Source organism: Streptomyces liliifuscus, assembly GCF_016598615.1.
Lineage (GTDB): Bacteria > Actinomycetota > Actinomycetes > Streptomycetales > Streptomycetaceae > Streptomyces > Streptomyces liliifuscus.
On the sequence record NZ_CP066831.1, the window covers coordinates 8,224,097 to 8,242,874 of the forward strand.

Annotated in this window: 13 protein-coding genes and 2 pseudogenes; 14 read left to right on the plus strand and 1 reads right to left on the minus strand. The window is 68.9% G+C overall.

Translation table 11 applies throughout. The features are described 5' to 3' along the window. Positions 1-164: 164 nt before the first annotated feature. The 13 genes and pseudogenes from JEQ17_RS35450 to JEQ17_RS35510 all read left to right on the plus strand — a co-directional run bounded on the left by JEQ17_RS35450 (position 165) and on the right by JEQ17_RS35510 (position 15,415). Positions 165-1,100, plus strand: coding sequence for a carbohydrate ABC transporter permease (locus JEQ17_RS35450; protein ID WP_055616478.1), 936 nt, complete (start codon positions 165-167; stop codon positions 1,098-1,100). Continuing rightward, positions 1,097-1,999: a carbohydrate ABC transporter permease gene (locus JEQ17_RS35455; RefSeq protein WP_200399065.1), complete on the plus strand. Its 903-nt coding sequence runs from the start codon at positions 1,097-1,099 to the stop codon at positions 1,997-1,999. Before JEQ17_RS35450 ends, JEQ17_RS35455 begins: the two co-directional genes overlap by 4 nt. Further along, positions 1,996-3,330 (plus strand): pectate lyase family protein, encoded by a 1,335-nt coding sequence (locus JEQ17_RS35460; protein WP_200399066.1) that lies wholly within the window; start codon positions 1,996-1,998, stop codon positions 3,328-3,330. The genes JEQ17_RS35455 and JEQ17_RS35460 overlap by 4 nt, the downstream gene beginning before the upstream one ends. A 38-nt stretch (positions 3,331-3,368) precedes the next feature. Next, on the plus strand, positions 3,369-4,556 hold the full coding sequence (locus JEQ17_RS35465; RefSeq protein WP_234048490.1) for a Gfo/Idh/MocA family protein: 1,188 nt from the start codon (positions 3,369-3,371) through the stop codon (positions 4,554-4,556). Further along, entirely contained in the window at positions 4,556-5,398 is an 843-nt protein-coding gene (locus tag JEQ17_RS35470) for a DUF6807 domain-containing protein (RefSeq protein ID WP_407700110.1), read from the plus strand. The genes JEQ17_RS35465 and JEQ17_RS35470 overlap by 1 nt, the downstream gene beginning before the upstream one ends. Beyond that, positions 5,395-6,945 (plus strand): glycoside hydrolase family 43 protein, encoded by a 1,551-nt coding sequence (locus JEQ17_RS35475; RefSeq protein WP_200399068.1) that lies wholly within the window; start codon positions 5,395-5,397, stop codon positions 6,943-6,945. Before JEQ17_RS35470 ends, JEQ17_RS35475 begins: the two co-directional genes overlap by 4 nt. Before the next feature lie 68 nt (positions 6,946-7,013). Beyond that, positions 7,014-8,060, plus strand: a pseudogene (locus JEQ17_RS35480) (pectate lyase family protein); the annotation flags it as partial. A 131-nt stretch (positions 8,061-8,191) separates the two neighbouring features. After that, positions 8,192-9,553, plus strand: coding sequence for an ABC transporter substrate-binding protein (locus JEQ17_RS35485; RefSeq protein ID WP_200399070.1), 1,362 nt, complete (start codon positions 8,192-8,194; stop codon positions 9,551-9,553). A gap of 201 nt (positions 9,554-9,754) precedes the next feature. After that, on the plus strand, positions 9,755-10,558 hold the full coding sequence (locus JEQ17_RS35490) for a rhamnogalacturonan acetylesterase (RefSeq protein ID WP_200399071.1): 804 nt from the start codon (positions 9,755-9,757) through the stop codon (positions 10,556-10,558). A gap of 141 nt (positions 10,559-10,699) precedes the next feature. After that, positions 10,700-12,031 (plus strand): pectate lyase family protein, encoded by a 1,332-nt coding sequence (locus JEQ17_RS35495; protein ID WP_200399072.1) that lies wholly within the window; start codon positions 10,700-10,702, stop codon positions 12,029-12,031. A 2-nt stretch (positions 12,032-12,033) separates the two neighbouring features. Continuing rightward, on the plus strand, positions 12,034-13,188 hold the full coding sequence (locus JEQ17_RS35500) for a pectinesterase family protein (protein ID WP_200399073.1): 1,155 nt from the start codon (positions 12,034-12,036) through the stop codon (positions 13,186-13,188). 1 nt (position 13,189) lies between these two features. Beyond that, a complete protein-coding gene (locus JEQ17_RS35505; protein WP_200399074.1) occupies positions 13,190-14,227 on the plus strand; it encodes a pectinesterase family protein in 1,038 nt (345 codons plus the stop codon). A gap of 75 nt (positions 14,228-14,302) precedes the next feature. Further along, positions 14,303-15,415: a right-handed parallel beta-helix repeat-containing protein gene (locus JEQ17_RS35510; protein ID WP_200399075.1), complete on the plus strand. Its 1,113-nt coding sequence runs from the start codon at positions 14,303-14,305 to the stop codon at positions 15,413-15,415. A 4-nt stretch (positions 15,416-15,419) separates the two neighbouring features. Here JEQ17_RS35510 and JEQ17_RS35515 read toward each other — a convergent pair whose 3' ends face one another. Next, positions 15,420-17,657 carry a family 43 glycosylhydrolase gene (locus JEQ17_RS35515; protein ID WP_200399076.1) on the minus strand — a complete coding sequence of 746 codons (2,238 nt, stop codon included), beginning with the start codon at positions 17,655-17,657 and terminating at the stop codon, positions 15,420-15,422. A 244-nt stretch (positions 17,658-17,901) separates the two neighbouring features. Here JEQ17_RS35515 and JEQ17_RS35520 point away from each other — a divergent pair. Further along, positions 17,902-18,741, plus strand: a pseudogene (locus JEQ17_RS35520) (right-handed parallel beta-helix repeat-containing protein); the annotation flags it as partial. Positions 18,742-18,778 lie beyond the last annotated feature (37 nt).

Genomic DNA, 18,778 nt, shown 5'->3' on the forward strand with positions numbered 1-18,778 from the left:
GTCCATCGGCGTTCTCTTCTGTCCGATATCTCGAACGATATATGCGAAGCGCTTCACCTAGTACTGCCCGGATAGCAAGCGCTTCCACAAAAGCGAAGAAACGAACGGAACGAACGGTACGAGCGCACAGCACCACCCGCACACCCCGAGAACGGAGAACAGTCATGGCCCAAGCCGCAGCCGTGGCGAAAAAGCCCGCGCCACCCCGGCGGCGCCGTGGCTCAGCGACGCCCCGCAGGCTCCCGTATCTGCTGATCGCCCCGGCGGGACTGCTGATGCTGGGCTTCATCGCCTACCCGGTGCTCAGCGTCTTCTACTACAGCCTGCAGAACTACAACCCCACCAAACCGTGGCGGAACGGCTTCGCGGGCTTCGACAACTTCGTGCACGCCTTCACCGAGGACCCGCAGTTCTGGGACACGCTGGTCTTCAGCGCCAAGTGGGTCGTCGTCGAGGTCGGGCTGCAGCTGCTGTTCGGTCTGGCGCTCGCGCTGATCGTCAACCAGACCTTCGTGGGCCGTTCGCTCGGCCGCGCCCTGGTCTTCTCGCCCTGGGCCGTGTCCGGCGTACTCACCTCCGCGATCTGGGTGCTGCTCTACAACTCCCAGACGGGCATCACCCGTTACCTCGCCGACATGGGCATCGGGGACTACGGCACGAGCTGGCTCTCCGACACCTCGACCGTCTTCCCCGCGGCGGTGGTCGCGGACCTCTGGCGAGGCGTCCCCTTCTTCGCGATCCTCATCCTCGCCGACCTCCAGTCCGTCTCGAAGGACCTGTACGAGGCCGCCGAGGTCGACGGCGCCAGCCGCTTCCGGCAGTTCGTGCACATCACGCTGCCTCACCTCAAGGACGCCATCATCCTCTCCACGCTGCTGCGCGCGGTCTGGGAGTTCAACAACGTCGACCTGCTCTACACACTCACCGGCGGCGGACCAGCGGGAGAGACGACGACACTCCCGCTCTACATCGCCAACACCAGCGTCGACGCACACAACTTCGGCTACGCCTCGGCCCTGACCACGGTCGCGTTCGTGATCCTGCTCTTCTTCTCGATGGTCTATCTGCGGCTGAGCAAGTTCGGAGGCGGGGACAAGTGATCACCAAGGACATCGACACCGTCGCTCCGACCGTGCCCGCACCGGTGGCCGACGAGCCGCCGCAGCGCCCGGGAAGGCGCAGGCGCGCCTGGGACGAGGCCCCGCGCTGGCAGATCTACGTCCCGCTCGGCATCTATCTGCTCTTCACGCTCATCCCCTTCTACTGGATCCTCCTCTTCGCCCTGCGCAAGCCCGGCTCGACCTCGCTCGTGCCCTGGCCCATGACCTTCGAACACTTCGACAAGGTCTGGAACGACCGCAGCTTCGGCACGTACTTCGAGAACAGCGTCTACGTCGGCGTCGCCACGCTCTTCATGACCACGCTCGTCGCGCTGGCCGGCGGCTACGCCCTCGCCCGCTTCGACTTCAAGATCAAGCGTGCCTTCATGCTGGCGCTGCTCTGCTCCCAGTTCGTACCGGGCGCGCTGCTCCTGGTGCCGCTGTTCCAGATCTTCGCCGAGCTCCAGATGATCAACTCGCTGGGCAGCGTCATCATCGCCGAGACCGTCTTCCAGCTGCCGCTGTCGATGATCCTGATCAGCGGCTTCATCCGGAACGTGCCGTACTCGCTCGAAGAGGCCGCCTGGGTCGACGGCTGCAACCGCTTCACGGGCTTCCGGGTCGTCGTCCTGCCGCTGCTGCGGCCCGGGCTGATCGCGGTCGGCTCCTTCGCCTTCGTGCACTCCTGGAACCACTTCCTGTTCGCCCTGATGTTCCTCAGCAACCAGGACAAGCAGACGATCCCCGTCGGCCTCAACAGCCTGATGAGCGCCGACAGCGTCGACCTGGGCGCACTCGCCGCCGGCGGCATCATCGCGGCCGTGCCCGTCGTGATCGTCTTCGCCTTCATCCAGAAGTGGCTGATCACGGGCTTCAGCGCCGGGGCGGTGAAGGGATGAGAGGGGTACGCACCTTCGCGCAGCGCACGAGAAGAGGGCGCCGCGTCCTCCAAGTCACCCTCGCCTGCGGTCTGTTGGCCGCGCCGGGGGCACCGGCGAACGCCGAGTCGCGGGACATCGGCCGCGACACCCTGCCCGCGAACGACGGCTGGGCCGCCGCCGACGGAGGTACCACGGGGGGTTCCTCCGCAGACGACGCCCACGTCTTCACCGTACGGAACCGGACCGAGCTGGTCCGTGCCCTCGACGGCGGCAGCGCGACCCCGAAGATCATCAAGGTCGCGGGGACGATCGACGCCAACACCGACGACTCCGGGAAGCGGCTGGACTGCGACGACTACGCGACCGGCGGCTACAGCCTGAGGAAGTACCTGGCCGCGTACGACCCGCGCACCTGGGGCGCGGCCAAACCGTCCGGTCCGCAGGAGGAGGCCCGCCAGGCCTCGGCGGCGGCCCAGGCCTCGCGGGTGGAGCTCGCCGTCGGCTCCAACACCACCATCGTCGGCCTCGGCGACAGCGCCGTACTCAAGGGCGCGAGCCTCCAGGTCCGCGACGCCGACAACGTCATCGTCCGCAACCTCGAACTCCGGGACGCCTACGACTGCTTCCCCGTCTGGCAGCCCAACACCGGCGGCCTCGGCGACTGGAAGACGGCGTACGACACGCTGTGGCTGCGCGGTGCCACCCATGTGTGGATCGACCATGTCACGGCGTCCGACAAGGGCCACCCCGACGAGGACGAGCCGACCCACTTCGGCCGCAACTACCTGCGCCACGACGGCCTGTTGGACATCACCAACGCCTCCGACCTGGTGACCGTCTCCTGGAGCCGGTTCGCCGACCACGACAAGGTGATGCTGATCGGCAACGGCGACACCGCCACCGGCGACCGGGGCAAGTTGCGCGTCACCCTGCACCACAACGAGTTCGAGTCCGTGGTCCAGCGGGCCCCGCGCGTCCGCTTCGGTCAGGTGCACGTCTACAACAACCGGTACGTCGTCCCGGCCGACGCCCACGACTACCGCTACTCGCTCGGTATCTCCACCGAATCGGCGGTCCACGCCGAGAACAACGCGTTCACCACCCCCGGCCACATCGAGGTCGCCGACCTGGTGAAGAGCTGGAACGGCACGGCCCTGCACCAGTCGGGGACTCTCTTCAACGGATTCCCAGTGGACCTGCTCGCCATCCACAACGCCTACAACTCCGGCAGCGAACGGGACCTGGCCGCCGACGTCGGCTGGACACCCACCCTGCACGGCACGGTCGACAGTGCCGCGAAGGCCGACCGCGACGTCGAGCGCGGCGCGGGAGCGGGGAGGATCCGATGAACACCGCCACCGGTCCCGGAACCGCTTCGATAGGGACCATGAACTCCTTCTCAGGGTCCCTGCCCTCGCACGAGTACCCCCTCCCCGTCGTCCTCGCGGGCGCCCGCGGCCACGGCCACTGGCACCTCGCGAACATCCGCCGCCTCCAGGACAAGGGCCTGGTGCGCCTCGCCGGTATCTGCGAGCTGACCCCGCTCACCGCGGCGGAGCTGGGCGGCTTCACCGCGCCCGGCGAACTGCCGGAGCAGTCGGCCGACTTCGGGGCCCTGCTGGACTCCACCGGCGCCGCGATCGCCGTGATCTGCACGCCGATCCCCACCCACACCGACCTCGCGCTCACGGCCGCAGCCAGGGGCGTACACCTCCTGCTGGAGAAGCCGCCGGCTCCCTCGTACGCCGAGTTCCGCAGGATGGCCGACGGGGTCGCCGCGGCCGGGGTGGTCTGCCAGATCGGCTTCCAGTCTCTGGGCTCGCAGGCCGTGCCCGCGATCCGGGAGCTGATCGCTCAGGGCGCGATCGGCCGGGTGGACGGCATCGGCGGGGCCGGGGCCTGGGCGCGCGCCGAGGAGTACTACCGCCGTGCGCCCTGGGCCGGGCGGCGCCGGATGAACGGGGTCGACGTCGTCGACGGGGTGCTCACCAACCCCCTCGCGCACGCCGTCGCCACCGCCCTCGCCCTCGACGGCTCCACCCGCGCCGAGGACGTCACCGGCATCGAGACCGAGCTGCTGCGCGCCAACGACATCGAGTCCGACGACACCTCCTGCGTCCGCGTCACCACCGCGGCCGGCCACCGGATCGCCGTCGCCGCGACCCTGTGCGCCGAGCACCCCGACGAGCCGTACGTCCTCGTGCACGGCACCAGCGGCCGGATCACCTTCTGGTACAAGCAGGACCGCGTCCTCGTCCAGCGGTCGGGACACGGCCCGCAGGAGATCACATACGGCAGGACCGATCTGCTGGAGAACCTCGTCGAGCATCTCGAAGGCCGGGCCGGACTGCTGGTCGCGCCGGACTCGACGGGTGCCTTCATGAAGGTCGTTGAAGCGATTCGACAGGCGCCGGACCCCGTCGCGCTGCCCGCCGACGCCTGGTACCTGAAGGCCGACGAGAACCGCCGGATCGTGCACGGAGTCGACGGACTCGTCACGGCCGCCGCCGACACCCTCGCCCTCTACTCCGAGCTGGGCGCCTCCTGGGCGCTCCCGAAAGAGGTGAGTACCTGATGAACAACGAGTCGCTGGTCCTGCGCGTGGCGGGCCGCCCGGTCGGCCGTTACATCACCCGGCCCGAGCTTCCGCCGAAGCTGTCGCCGCGTCCGTACTTCCACCCCGTCACCACCCTGGCCGGTACGGCTGTCACGGAGCTCAGCCCCGCCGACCACATCCACCACCTCGGCGTCGGTGTCGCCGTTCCCGACGTCGAGGGGTTCAACTTCTGGGGCGGTCGCACCTACGTACGCGACCAGGGGCCGACCGAGCTGGACAACCACGGGGCCCAGCGGCACTCCACGTTCCAGCTGCGCGACCCGGACGGCTTCGTGGAGGAGCTGCGCTGGGTCGCGGCGGGCGGTGAGCTGCTGCGCGAGCGGCGTACCGCCGCGGCGACCGAACTCACCGACACCGCCTGGGCGTTGGACTTCACGTTCTCGCTCACCAACACGACCGCCGAACCCCTGTCGATCGGCAGTCCGGCGACCAACGGACGGCCGGGTGCGGCCTACGGCGGCTTCTTCTGGCGGGCCCGCAAGGAGGCCGCCGCGCCCGAGGTGTTCACGGCCGGCACCGAGGGCGAGGAAGCCCTGCACGGCACACGCGCCGACTGGCTGGCACTCGCGGGCGCCAACTGGACGCTGGTGTTCGCCGGGGCCACCGAGCTGACCCGCCGCGACCCGTGGTTCGTGCGCACCGCCGAGTACCCGGGCGTCGGCTCGTCCCTCGCCCACCGGGAACGGCTGCCGATCCCGGCCGGGGACACCGTCGTACGCCGGGTCGTCACCGTCGTCGCCGACGGCCGCCTCGACCGGGGCGAGGCCGCGGCCCTCGTCCGCAAGGCGGTGAGCCCATGAGCGGCCAGAGCGCACCCGCCTTCACCGCCGACCTCGGCGACGGCACGTACCGCAACCCGGTCCTGAACGCCGACTGGTCCGACCCCGACCTCATCCGCGTCGGCGACGACTACTATCTGACGGCCTCCAGCTTCGGCCGTGTCCCGGGCCTGCCTTTATTGCACTCCCGCGACCTCGTCAACTGGACACTCGTCGGTCACGCCCTGCAACTCCTCGAACCTGCACGGGAATTCAGGAAGCCGCGGCACGACCGCGGGGTCTGGGCACCGTCGTTGCGCCACCACGACGACCGCTTCTGGATCTTCTGGGGCGACCCCGACCACGGCGTCTTCCAGATCAACGCCCCCGAGATACGCGGCCCTTGGACCCGCCCCCACCTCGTCAAGGCGGGCAAGGGACTCATCGACGCCTGCCCGCTGTGGGACGAGGAGACCGGCGAGGCGTACCTCGTGCACGCCTGGGCCAAGTCCCGCTCCGGCGTCAAGAACCGGCTCACCGGCCATCGGATGCGGCCCGACGCCACCGGTCTGCTCGACGACGGCAAGGTGATCGTCGACGGCGACCGCATACCCGGCTGGTTCACGCTCGAAGGGCCGAAGCTGTACCGCCACGACGGCTGGTTCTGGATCTTCGCCCCGGCCGGCGGCGTCGAGACCGGCTGGCAGGGCGCGTTGCGCTCACGCGACTTCTTCGGACCGTACGAGGAGAGGGTCGTCCTGGAGCAGGGCGACACCGACGTCAACGGCCCCCACCAGGGCGGCTGGGTGCGCACCCCGTCCGGCGAGCACTGGTTCGCGCACTTCCAGGAGAAGGGCGCGTACGGGAGGGTCGTCCACCTCCAGCCGATGCGCTGGGGCACGGACGGCTGGCCGGTCCTCGGCGACGAGGGCGCCCCCGTCTCCGTACACCGGAAGCCGGACCTGCCGCGGCAGCCGCTGTCGGCGCCCGCCACCGACGACGACTTCCCCGGCGGGCGGTTCGGACGGCAGTGGCAGTGGACCGCCAACCCGCAGGACGGCTGGGCGACGCAGCACTCGGGCGACGGGCTGCGGCTGGCCTGCGTACGGACGGTCGACGCGCAGGATCTGCGCAAGTTACCGAACGTGCTCACCCAGCGGCTGCCCGGGACCCCGTGCACCGTCGAGGTCGGGCTGCGACTCGACGCCGAGGAGCCCGGCGCGCGGGCCGGACTCGCCGTAGTGGGTGACGCGTTCAGCTGGATCGGGCTCGAACGGGGGGCCGACGGGACGGTCCACCTCGTGCACCGGTTCGCCGAGTCGGTCGCCGAGCGCGAGCGGGACGCCGCCCATCCGCGGCTCGCCCCCGAGGGACGGGTACGGCTGCGGATCGAGGCGGGCGCCGGGGCGCGCTGCCGCTTCTCCCACGACCTCGGCGACGGCTGGGAGCCGTCAGGCCAGGTCTTCGCCGCCACCCCCTGGCGCTGGGTCGGCGCACTGCTCGGCCTCGTCGCACTCGCGCCGACCGGCGGGGGACACGCCGGGGCGGCCACGTTCACCCGGTTCCGCATCACCGCGCCACCTGCCTGATCGCTGTCACCGTGCCACTTGCCTGACCGCCTCAAGTCATCACCGTTGTAAGCCTGTTGGGAGCCGCAATGACGCACTTCCGTAGCAGCAAGCGCTTGCCCGGACCGGGGCCAGGGCTTGGCCCCGGCCGGGTCCTGATCACGGTCACCGCCCTGGTGGCCGCACTGGGGCTCGGGGCCGTCGCCCCGGCCGAGGCGGTCTCCGAGAGCGTCGGCCGGACCGACAAGGCCCACGGTTTCGCGTCCCTGGAGGGCGGTACGACGGGAGGCGCCGGCGGCAAGGTCGTCACCGTGACCACCCAGGCCGGCCTGGAGCGCTACGCGGCAGCCGAGGAGCCGTACGTCATCCGGGTCGCCGGGACGATCAAGGCCGAGCCGTTCGGCGCGAACGTCGTCGTGGCCTCGGACAAGACCATCATCGGCGTCGGCACGGCCGGGGAGCTCGTCCAGGGCGAGCTGCACCTCACGCCCGGCACGCACAACGTGATCATCCGCAACCTGACGATCCGCGACTCGTACGTCGAGGGCAACTGGGACTGCAAGGACACCGACTTCGACGGCATCCAGATGGACACCGTCCACCACGTCTGGGTCGACCACAACCGCTTCTCGCGGATCTGCGACGGGCAGCTCGACATCCGCAAGGACAGCGAGTACGTCACCGTCTCCTACAACCGCTTCGAGAACAACAACAAGACCTTCGGCATCGGCTGGACGCCGAACGTGAAGACGCAGATCACCATCGACCACAACTGGTTCCGCGGCACGAAGCAGCGCAACCCCTCGGCCGACAACTGCGCCTACGCACACCTCTACAACAACTACATGACCGCCCAGGCGGACCCCGGCGACCCCGTATGGACGTACGGCAACTGGGCGCGCGGCAAGACCAGGATGGTCATCGAGAACAGCTACTACCAGGACGTCCAGCACCCCTACCAGGCCGACGCCACGGCCGAGTTGGTGCAGCGCGGCTCGATCCTGAAGAACACCGGCGGGCGCCAGGAGACGTGGGGCGCGGCCTTCGACCCGCGGGACTTCTACGACCACCGGCTCGACCCGGCGGCGGCCGTTCCCGCGCTGGTGTCCAGGCTCTCCGGTCCGCAGAAGGCACTGCCCGCCCGCCAATGAGCCCCTCCGGCCCCACGTGACTCCCGCCGGCCCCGCATGACCCTCTCCAGCCCCCCACAGCCTCACAACTTCACAGCGACACAACCCTCGTTGGATCCAGAAGAAGAGAGCCGATGATGAAGACCAGCATTCACAGGAGCAGCAGAGGCGGGCGCCGCCCGGCAGCCGCCGTCGCCCTGAGCGCGGTGCTCGCGCTGACCGCCACCGCCTGCGGCGACGACGGCAGCGGGGCCGCGGGCGACAAGGGCGCCGACGGCAGCGGCAAGGGCAAGGTCGTCTTCTGGGACAACAACGGCGGTGTCCGCACGGACATCTGGAAGGAGATCATCGCCGACTTCGAGAAGGAGAACCCGGACATCGACGTCGAGTACGTCGGGATCGCCGCCACCGAGTACCAGTCCAAGGTCGACACCGCGCTCCAGGGCGGCGGGCTGCCCGACGTCGGTGGTGTCGGCGCCGCGATGCTTGCCGGGTTCGCCGCCCAGAACGCGCTGGAGCCGCTGGACGACCGCCTCGGCAAGTCCTCCCTCAACGGCAAACTCAACGAGGACATGGTCAAGTCGCTGAAGGCCGCCGGCGGCCGGGACGACACGCTGTACTCCATCCCGACCTCCGCCAACAACGGCGTCCTCTACTACCGCACCGATCTGTTCGAGCAGGCGGGCCTGGACGAGCCGACCACCTGGGACAAGTTCTACGAGGCCGCCGACAAGCTCACCGACAAGGGCAAGAACGAGTTCGGCTACACCATCCGCGGTGGCGCCGGCTCCATCGCCCAGGCGCTCGACGCGATGTACGGACAGTCCGGCATCACGTCCTTCTGGGACTCCGCCAACGAGAAGACCACGGTCAACGACCCGAAGAACGTGGCCGCCCTGGAGAAGTACGTCGGACTCTTCAAGAAGGTCACCCCGGCCGCCGACCTCAACAACGACTTCACCAAGATGGTCGCCCAGTGGGACTCCGGAACGATCGGAATGCTCAACCACAACCTGGGCTCCTACCAGGACCATGTGAAGGCGCTCGGCGTCGACAAGTTCCGCGGCATTCCGCAGCCGGTCGGACCCGGTGGCAAGCGGGTCCAGGTCTCCAACCCCGTGGACGGGCTCGGGCTGTTCAAGAGCTCCAAGAACAAGGACGCCGCCTGGAAGTTCATCGACTTCGCGACCTCGAAGGCGGAGAACTCCAAGTTCAACGAGGCCGCGGGGCAGGTGCCGTCGAACAACGACGCCGCGAAGGACGCGTGGGTCTCGAAGGCCGAGCCCACGAAGCTTGCCGCCGAGGCGTTGTCCGACGGTTCCACGACCATCGTTCAGCTGCCGTACTACCTGCCCGACTGGAACACCATCTCCAAGACGGACAACGAGCCGGCGTTCCAGAAGGTGATGAACGGGTCGATGAGTGCCAAGGACTTCTTGGACACGCTGGCCGATCAGCTCAACGAGGCACAGACGGAGTGGAACGAGCAGAAGGGCTAGGCGGGCCTGCACTTTCCAGGTCGGTGAATTGGATTGACCGTGGGGAACTGCGGGGCCGTTGTGGCTGGTCGCGCAGTTCCCCGCGCCCCTGAAGGGGCGCGATCTTCCCCCGGCATGCCGGAAAACAGCTGAACTCCCTGCCTGAAAGGCGCCACCTCCAGCATCAACCGCAGCTTTCCCATGTCCGAAAGGCACATCGTCGTGTCACTCACCCGCAGACAGGTCACCACCGCGGCGCTTGCCGCCGTTCCCCTCGCCGTCGCGGCGACGGGGCCCGCCACTGCCGCCTCCCCGCAGGGGCGGCCACGTGGGCGCACGCTCTACATCGCCGGTGATTCCACCGCCGCCCAGAAATACGCCGATGCCGCGCCCGAGACCGGCTGGGGCATGGCGCTTCCGTTCTTTCTGCGGGAGCGGCCGGCTGTCGCCAACCATGCGGTGAACGGGCGCAGTTCGAAGAGTTTCATCGACGAAGGGCGTCTCGACGTCATTCTCGCCGCGATTCGGCCCGGTGATCTCCTTCTCGTTCAGTTCGGGCACAACGACTCCAAGGTCGCCGATCCCACGCGGTACACCGAGCCGTGGACGACGTATCAGGACTACCTCCGTCAGTACGTCGACGGGGCGCGGGCGCGGGGAGCCCGGCCCGTGCTGGCCACGTCCGTGGAGCGGCGGAAGTTCGACGCCGATGGGAAGGCCGTGGGGACCCATGGCGACTATCCCGCTGCCGTGCGGGGCCTCGCCGAGGAGGAGGGGGTGGCGTTGCTCGATATCCAGGCTCTGTCGATCGCGCTGTGGCAGGAGCTCGGTGTCGAGGAGACGAAGAAGTACTTCAACTGGACCGATGTCGAGCAGGACAACACGCATTTCAATCCGCCGGGGGGTATTGCTGTGGCGCGGATGGTGGGTGCTGAGTTGCTGCGCCGGCGGGTTTTGGCACGGCGGGATGTTCGGCGGCTCGACGAGGTGATTCCTGAGTCGTGGATCAGTTGGCCCGAGTACTAGTACTGCGGCTGAAGGTTCGTTTGTAGGTGCCGGTCCGTTGTGGCTGGTCGCGCCCCGCGGCGGAGCCGCAAATGTCACAGCCCCGCGCCCCTGGAAGCAGGGGCCGTCCTCGCTCTCCCTGTTCGGAAGGAACCCGCACTCATGCGTACTCGTATATGGCATGCCCATGTCATTACATCCCTTGCTGGATGCACCGCTCTCGTTCTCGGTGTCACCGGGACCGTCGCCCATGCCCAGGCCGTCCCGGTCACCCAGGCCGCCCAAGGGCGTGACCTCGGGCGGGAGACCCTTGCCGTCGGTGACGGCTGGGGGTCCGAGGGGGCCGGTACCACCGGTGGGGCCGGTGCCACCGCCGAGCACGTCTACACCGTTGCCGACTGGGCCGAGTTCAAGGCCGCGTTGAAGGCCGGTGGGGACGCGCCGAAGATCATCAAGGTCAAGGGCATGATCGACGCCGTCTCCGAGGGGTGCGAGGCCTTCGTCGCCGGGGGCTACGACCTCCAGCAGTACCTCAAGGACTACGACCCGGCGGTCTGGGGCAACGACGAGGTCGCCAGTGGTCCGCAGGAGGACGCGCGGGTCGCGTCCGCCGCCAACCAGGACTCGGAGATCAAGGCCAACATCCCCAGCAACACCACCATCGTCGGAGTCGGCAAGAACTCCGGCATCCTCGGCGGCAGCCTCCAGATCAAGGGCGTCTCGAACGTCATCATGCGCAACCTCACCGTTGAGGCCCCGCTCGACTGCTTCCCGAAGTGGGACCCGACCGACGACAACAGGACCGGCAACTGGAACTCCGAGTACGACGCCGTGGTCGTCTACGGCACCGATCACGTGTGGATCGACCACAACACGTTCACCGACGGGCGCTACCCCGACAGCGAGCGGCCGGTCCACTTCGGCAAGGTCTTCCAGCAGCACGACGGGCTGACGGACATCGTGCGCGGAGCCAACCACGTGACGGTGTCCTGGAACCGCTTCCAGGACCACGACAAGAACATGCTGATCGGGAACAGCGACAGCACCGCCACCACGGACGCCGGCAAGCTCAAGGTCACCATGCACCACAACCGCTTCGACGGGATCCTTCAGCGCTCTCCGCGTGTGCGGTTCGGACAGGTCGACGTCTACAACAACCACTACGTCGTGACGGAGAACCAGAAGTCCGACTACTACATCTTCGGCGTCGGCATCTCCTCGCAGCTCTACGCCAGTGACAACGCGATCTCGCTGCCGGCCGGAGCCGCCGTCGGCAAGGTCCTGAAGAAGTGGAACGAGGCGCCCCTCACCGCCGAGAACAACCACGTCAACGGCAAGCTGACGGACCTCATCGCCGTCCACAACGCGGAGATTCCCGAGGAGACCCTCCAGTCCGGCGCCGGCTGGAAGCCCACTCTCCGTACGAAGGTCGACTCGCCGCGGGCCGTGCCGGGCATCGTCAACAGCCGCGCCGGTGCCGGAAAGGTCTGCTGACCATGACCCTTCCGGCACCGGTCAGCAGACGGTCGTTCGTAGCGGCGAGCGTGGGGGCCGCGCTCGCACTGGGGCTCTCCTCCCAGGCCGAGGCCCAGGCTCACGCGCGTGGGCGCGCCCCCTTCGGGCGGTACGGCTCGCCGTCGGCCCGGTTGAACGAGCGCACCCTGTACGTCCACCCCGGCGGCCTCGGCGACCACACCACCGTCCAGGCCGCCGTGAACGCCGCTGGGGGTACCTCCCAGGCGTTCAGCACTGGGGGAGAGAGCGGGTACACGCTCGTCATCGCCCCGGGCACGTACAGGGAGACGGTCTCCGTGAGCGTCGCCCGTACGGGGATGACCTGGATCGGGGCCTCGGGCGAGGCGCGCGATGTCGTGGTCGTCCACGACAACGCGGCCGGTACTCCGAAGCCCGGCGGCGGTACGTACGGCACGACCGGGTCGGCGACCACCCTCGTGCAGGCCGACGGGTTCACCGCCCGGGACCTCACCTTCGCCAACGACTGGCTGCGCGCCGACCACCCCGGGATCAGTGGCACCCAGGCCGTCGCCATCAAGGTGCAGGGCGACCGGTCGGCGTTCCTGCGCTGCCGGTTCCTCGGCCATCAGGACACCCTGTACGCCGACTCGATGGCGCTCGGCACCTTCGCCCGGCAGTACTACCGGGACTGTTACGTCGAGGGTGACGTGGACTTCGTGTTCGGGCGGGCCACTGCCGTCTACGAGAACTGTCACTTCCGGACGCTGATCAGGGACGACCTGACCGGGGCCCCGTACGGGTTCGTGTTCGCGCCCTCCACCGCGGGCGCCAACCCGCGCGGCTACCTGGTGACCGGCGGCCGGATCTCCAGCGAGGCGCCGGACGCCTACTACAAGCTGGCCCGCCCGTGGGTGCCCAGCTCGGACACCACCGCCCGGCCCATGCTCACCGTGCGCGGGGCCCGTCTCGGTGCCGGGATCGACGCGGTCGCGCCCTACACCGACATGTCGTCGGGCTTCCCGTGGCAGGACCAGCGGTTCGCCGAGTACCGGAACACGGGACCGGGCGCCGTGGTCTCCGTACCGGAGAACCGGCCCCAGCTCACCGACGAGGAGGCGGCTTTCGCCACCCGGGCCGTGTACCTCGGCGACTGGACACCCTGGAAGGGGTGCTGACATGCGCCGGCGCACACTGCTCACCGGGATCGCCGGTGGCCTGGTGGCCGTCGGCACGACCCCCGCCTTCGCGGAGGCCCGCCGCCGTGTCCTGTACGTCCGCCCCGGCGGCTCCGTCCAGGACGCGGTGGACGCCGTGGAGGGGGAGGGGTGGACGATCGTCGTGCATCCGGGCACGTACCGCGAGGTCGTCAACATCCCCTCAGACAAAGGGGAGTTGACGCTTCGTGGTGCGTCCCGTGATCCGCGGGCCACCGTGGTCGTCTTCGACAACGCCAACGGCACGCCCAGGCCCGGCGGAGGCACCCACGGCACCGCGGGCTCCGCCACCCTCACCTCGGCGGCGCCCGGCTTGAGCGTCCGGGACCTCACCCTGGCCAACGACTGGCTGCGCGCCGACCACCCCGACATCACGGGCACACAGGCCGTGGCGGCGTACGTCACCGGGGACCGGTCGCGCTTCGAGCGGGTGCGGTTCCTCGGCCACCAGGACACGCTGTTCGCGGACACCACCACGCTGGACGCCTTCGACCGGCAGTACTACCGGGACTGCTATGTCGAGGGTGACGTGGACTTCGTCTTCGGGCGGGCGCGGGCCGTCTTCGAGCGATGCCACTTCCACACCCTCGACCGGGACGTCACGTTCAGACCCGAGGGCATGGTGTTCGCCCCCGCCACGGCCCGCGCGAATCCGTACGGCTTTCTCGCCGAGCGGTGCCGGATCACCTCGGGTGCCGAGGACGCCGCGTACAAGATCGCCCGGCCGTGGGTGCCTTCGTACGAGACCACCGCCCGGCCCTCGCTCGTCGTGCGGGACACCTGGCTGGGGCCCGGTATCGACGCGGTGGAGCCCTACACCAACATGCGCGAGGCGTATCCGTGGCAGACCATGCGGTTCCGTGAGTACGCCAACTCCGGTCCTGGCGCGCTGATTTCGGTGCCGGAGAACCGGCCGCAGCTCACGGCCGCGGAGGCCGCGTCGCACACCCGGGAGATGTACCTCGGGGACTGGAGCCCTTGTGAGCGTCGCCGCTCCTGAACGACTGCTCCCGACCGACTGCCCCTGACTCGACTGTCCTTGACCGACCGCTCCTGACGAAAGGTACCCGCACCCATGTCCCGTCCTACCGCTCTGACCCTGGGCGCGGCTCTCGCCCTCGGTGCCGGGCTCGCCGTGATCCCCACCCAGGCCCAGGCCGCCACCGTGGTCGTCAGCAACTCCACCGACCTGTCCAACGCCATCAGGAACGCCACCGCGGGCACCACCATCCAGGTGCGCGCCGGCACGTACTACCCGACGGCCACCCTCCAGTCGACCGCCAACGGCACATCGTCCAGCCGGATCCACCTCCAGCCGTACGGCTCCGAGACGGTGAAGATCGACGGCTCGAACCTTCCCGACGGAGACTGGATCTTCAAGCTGACCGCCGACTACTGGACCGTCTCGGGGATCACCTTCCAGAACTCCCCGGACAGCGCGGTCGTCTGCCAGTCCTGTGCCTCGACCGTCTGGGACAACATCAAGACGATCAACGGCGGCGACTCCGGCTTCACGCTCACCGGGGACAGCACCACCAACAACACCGTCCGGAACATCGACAGTTACGGCCACTACGACGCCGCCACCCACGGGGAGAACGCGGACGGCATCGCCATCAAGTTCGGCTCGGGCAGCGGCAACCTCGTCACCGGGGCGCGCCTCTACAACAACTCGGACGACGGCCTGGACTTCTGGTCGTTCTCGTCGCCGGTCACCGTCGAGCACACCTGGGCCATGGGCAACGGAAAGAACCGCTGGTCGGACTCGGCGTTCGCGGGCGACGGCAACGGCTACAAGCTGGGCGGCGACGGCGAGGTCGTCGCCCATGTCGTCAACAACTCCGCGGCCTGGGACAACGCGGGCAACGGCTTCACCGAGAACAGCAACAAGGGCGCCATCGTCATCAACCGCACCACCGCCTACGCCAACGCCAAGTGGGGCTACTACTTCGCCACCGGCGCCGCCAGGCTCGGCAAGAACCTGGCGGTCGGCAACAGCGGCGGCTCGGTGAGCAAGGGTTCGTCGGTCGTCTCGTCCGGCAACAACTGGGACTCGGGCATCTCGACGCCCGCCTTCCGGTCCACCAGCGCGTCGACCACGTACAACGCCCGCCAGTCCAATGGCGCGCTGCCCGTGACCACGTTCCTGACCACGGGCAGCACCACCATCGGCGCGACGATGGACTGAGACCTCAGCCCTGTCGTACCGGCCTGATCGACTCAAGGGTCGGCACCACCGGCAGAATCGTGCCGTCGGCCGCGAACCTCATGCGGTCGACGGTCGTCTCCCGGTGCGTGCCGTCCCCGCCCGCCAGGCCGGGCCCGTTGAGGCCGAACCGGTGGTAGACCATGTACCAGTCGTCCGTGCCGGGCGCGTTGACCACCGAGTGGTGGCCCGTGGCGAGGATGCCGTACTCCGGCCGCTTGGAGAGGATCGTGCCCCGCTTGGTCCACGGGCCGAGCGGGGACGGGCCGGTCGCGTAGGCGACGTGGTAGTTCTCGCTGCGGGTGTCGTCCTCGGACCACATGAAGTAGTACGTGCCCTTGCGCTCGACCACGAAGGAACCCTCCCGGAAGTTGTCCGGGGTGATGTCCTGGACCTTCGACGCGTCGAACGACACCATGTCGTCGTTCAACGGGACGACGTAACCGTGGCCGTTGCCCCAGTAGAGGTACGACGTTCCGTCGTCGTCCGTGAAGACCGCCGGGTCGATCATCTGGCCCTGCAGCGAACCGCCCTTCGCCACCAGGGGTTTGCCGAGGGCGTCCTTGAAGGGGCCGGCGGGCGAGTCGGCCACCGCCACGCCGATCTGCTGCTCGGCGCAGAAGTAGAAGTAGTACTTGCCGTCGCGCTCGGCGATCGCCGGGGCCCACGCGTTCTTGTCCGCCCACGACACATCAGGACCCAGGTCGAGGATCTCGCCGTGGTCCTTCCAGTGGACCAGGTCCTTCGACGAGAACGCCTTGAACTTCGTGCCGCTCCAGCCGGGGAAGCCGTCCGTGGTCGGGTAGATCCAGTAACGGCCGTCCAGGTACTGGATGTCGGGGTCCGCGTACAGCCCCGGCAGGACCGGGCTGCGGGTGGGTACGGCCTCCACGGTCCAGGTGCGGGTCGTGCCGTCGGCCGAAGTCACCTCGTACTTCTGCGGCTTGCGGAAGTCGCGGCGCGTGCCGGACGCCGGGCTCACCGTGGCACCCTCGCCGAGCCAGAGCTTCGGGGCGAGCCGTGAGAGGTTCTCGCCCGGCTTCATCGGCAGCACGACCTTGGAGGCCGCCTCGGTGACGATGGCGTACCCCTTCTGGTCCTTCACCGTCGCGTCCATGACCGAGGTGCCGACGGCCGGATACGCGGCGAGCAGCCGGTCGTACTCCGCCTGCGTGACCGGCATGACCGTGCCGTGCCGCGGGCTCGCGGGCAGCTGGTAGTTCTTCGACATCGTCCACCGGCCCGAGTCGAGGTCGGTCGTCTCGAAGGGCACGTAACCGCGGCCGCCGTACTCGTCGATGAACAGGTACCACTTCTCCTCGGTGTTGGACTTGAAGACCGTCGGGCCCTCCCCGCGGTCGATCGAGCCGCTGCCGATGCAGTCCGACACGAAGTCGTACGAGGTGTCCGTGAGGGAGGTCGACTTCTCCGCGGTGATGAACTTCGAGCAGGGGCTGGAGGAGGTCGGGTCCCGCTCGTCCTTCGTGTAGCGGTAGTAAGTGCCCTTGTTCTTCACGACCGTTGAGTCGATCACCGAGTAGCCGGGATCGTCCCAGACCTTCGGCGCGCTGAAGGTGCGGAAGTCCTTCGTCGTCGCGTACATCATCTTGTTGTACGTCGAGCCGGTGTGGTCCGGGTCGTCGTCGGCGTACAACTTGGACGCCCAGAAGACGACGAACTCCCCGAGCGAGTCGTCCCAATAGGCCTCCGGCGCCCAGGTGTTGCCCGCGCTGTCCGGCGAGACCTTCACCAGGCGCTGGTCGGTCCAGTGGACCAGGTCGGTGGACTCCCAGACCATGACGGACTTGCTGCCGTGCCGCTGGACGTCGTCCCAACTGCCGCTGGAGTTCTGGTACATGCGCAGGTCGGTCGCGATCATGTAGAACTTGTCGCCCTTGGGGGAGCGGATCACGAACGGGTCGCGCAGGCCCTTCTCGCCGGTCGTGGACGTGAGGACCGGCTTGCCGCCGTTCAACTCCCGCCAGTGCAGCGGGTCGTTGCCGCGGCTGAGGGCGTAGCGGATCTGCTCGCCGTCCGCGGTGCCCTCGCCGGTGAAGTAGGCGAAGAGATAGCCGGCGTACTTCTGTTTGGTCACGTGAGGTGCTCCGGACGGGGCTTCGGGTGGGGACTGGGGCTGGGCCGCCGGGCTCGGTGGGGTGGCGAGCAGGCTCAGGAGGAGGGCGAGGAGGGGGATCAGGAGCGTTCGCACGGTGCGGGGGCGCATGACACATCCTGTGGGGGTCTGGTGGATTCTGTTGGGATGGACTGCCCTCGGAGTGTCACCAGTGGCGTACGGGGCCGTCAATCGATGGAAGCGGACCCGGGGCGAGCGAAAGTTTCGATTCGTTTCGCGCGGGCCCGGCAACCTTTTCCGGGCAGGCGGCGACCAGGGATCAGAGGCGGGGCCGAGAAAAGAAAGCGGCCCCGGCCCCGCCTCTCTCCCCGTTCCCCAGGAAAGGAACGCCCCCGTGCGTCTCGGCACCGGACGGCACCGCAGGACCGGCACCCTCTCCGTCGCCACGGCGGTGGTCGTCGCCTCCGGGGCGGGAGGCGTCTACCTAGGCCTCGCGCCCGACGGGGCGAGCGCCGCCGGCACGACGGTGACCGTGTCGACCGCGGCGCAGCTGGAGTCCGCGGTCAGGAGTGCCACGGCCGGCACCACCATCCAGGTGCGCGGCGGCACGTACTACCCGACGCGGACCCTCAAGTCGGCGGCGAACGGCACGAGTTCGGCCCGGATCACGCTCCGGGCGCACGACGGCGAAAAGGTGCGGATCGACGGGGCGAAGCTCGCCGCCGGATCGGCGCTCGCCGGGATCGACGGCGACCACTGGACCGTCCAGGACATCACCTGGCAGAACTCGCCGGCCCTCGGATTCGTCGCCACCTCGTCCGTCGGAGGCGTCTTCGAGAACCTGGTCACCGCGGACAACGGCGACTCCGGGTTCACGCTGCGCGGGGACGGCACGACGGACAACCTCGTGCGGAACCTGCGCAGTCACGGCAACTACGACGCCGCGGGGCACGGCCGGAACGCGGACGGCATCGGCGTGAAGTTCGGCTCCGGCACCGGCAACAGGATCATCGGCGCCCGGCTCCACGACAACTCCGACGACGGCCTGGACCTCTGGCAGTTCTCCAGCCCGGTCACCGTCGAGCACTCGTCGGCGTACGGGAACGGCAGGAACCGCTGGAAGGACCGCGCCTTCGAGGGCGGCGGCCACGGGTTCGAACTCGGCGGAGGGGGTGCTTCGGTCGCTCATGTCCTCGACGACAACGAGGCCCACGGCAACAGCTCCGCCGGGTTCCACGTGCCCGGGCCACGAGACGGGCTCCGAGGTCGGG

Excerpts from the sequence above, each read along its gene's own strand:
- JEQ17_RS35510 (WP_200399075.1), top strand. The coding sequence starts at position 14,303 with ATGTCCCGTCCTACCGCTCTGACCCTGGGCGCGGCTCTCGCCCTCGGT.
- JEQ17_RS35470 (WP_407700110.1), top strand. The coding sequence starts at position 4,556 with ATGAACAACGAGTCGCTGGTCCTGCGCGTGGCGGGCCGCCCGGTCGGC.
- JEQ17_RS35500 (WP_200399073.1), top strand. The coding sequence starts at position 12,034 with ATGACCCTTCCGGCACCGGTCAGCAGACGGTCGTTCGTAGCGGCGAGC.
- JEQ17_RS35475 (WP_200399068.1), top strand. The coding sequence starts at position 5,395 with ATGAGCGGCCAGAGCGCACCCGCCTTCACCGCCGACCTCGGCGACGGC.
- JEQ17_RS35460 (WP_200399066.1), top strand. The coding sequence starts at position 1,996 with ATGAGAGGGGTACGCACCTTCGCGCAGCGCACGAGAAGAGGGCGCCGC.
- JEQ17_RS35515 (WP_200399076.1), bottom strand. The coding sequence starts at position 17,657 with ATGCGCCCCCGCACCGTGCGAACGCTCCTGATCCCCCTCCTCGCCCTC.
- JEQ17_RS35505 (WP_200399074.1), top strand. The coding sequence starts at position 13,190 with ATGCGCCGGCGCACACTGCTCACCGGGATCGCCGGTGGCCTGGTGGCC.
- JEQ17_RS35465 (WP_234048490.1), top strand. The coding sequence starts at position 3,369 with ATGAACTCCTTCTCAGGGTCCCTGCCCTCGCACGAGTACCCCCTCCCC.
- JEQ17_RS35495 (WP_200399072.1), top strand. The coding sequence starts at position 10,700 with ATGCGTACTCGTATATGGCATGCCCATGTCATTACATCCCTTGCTGGA.
- JEQ17_RS35485 (WP_200399070.1), top strand. The coding sequence starts at position 8,192 with ATGAAGACCAGCATTCACAGGAGCAGCAGAGGCGGGCGCCGCCCGGCA.
- JEQ17_RS35450 (WP_055616478.1), top strand. The coding sequence starts at position 165 with ATGGCCCAAGCCGCAGCCGTGGCGAAAAAGCCCGCGCCACCCCGGCGG.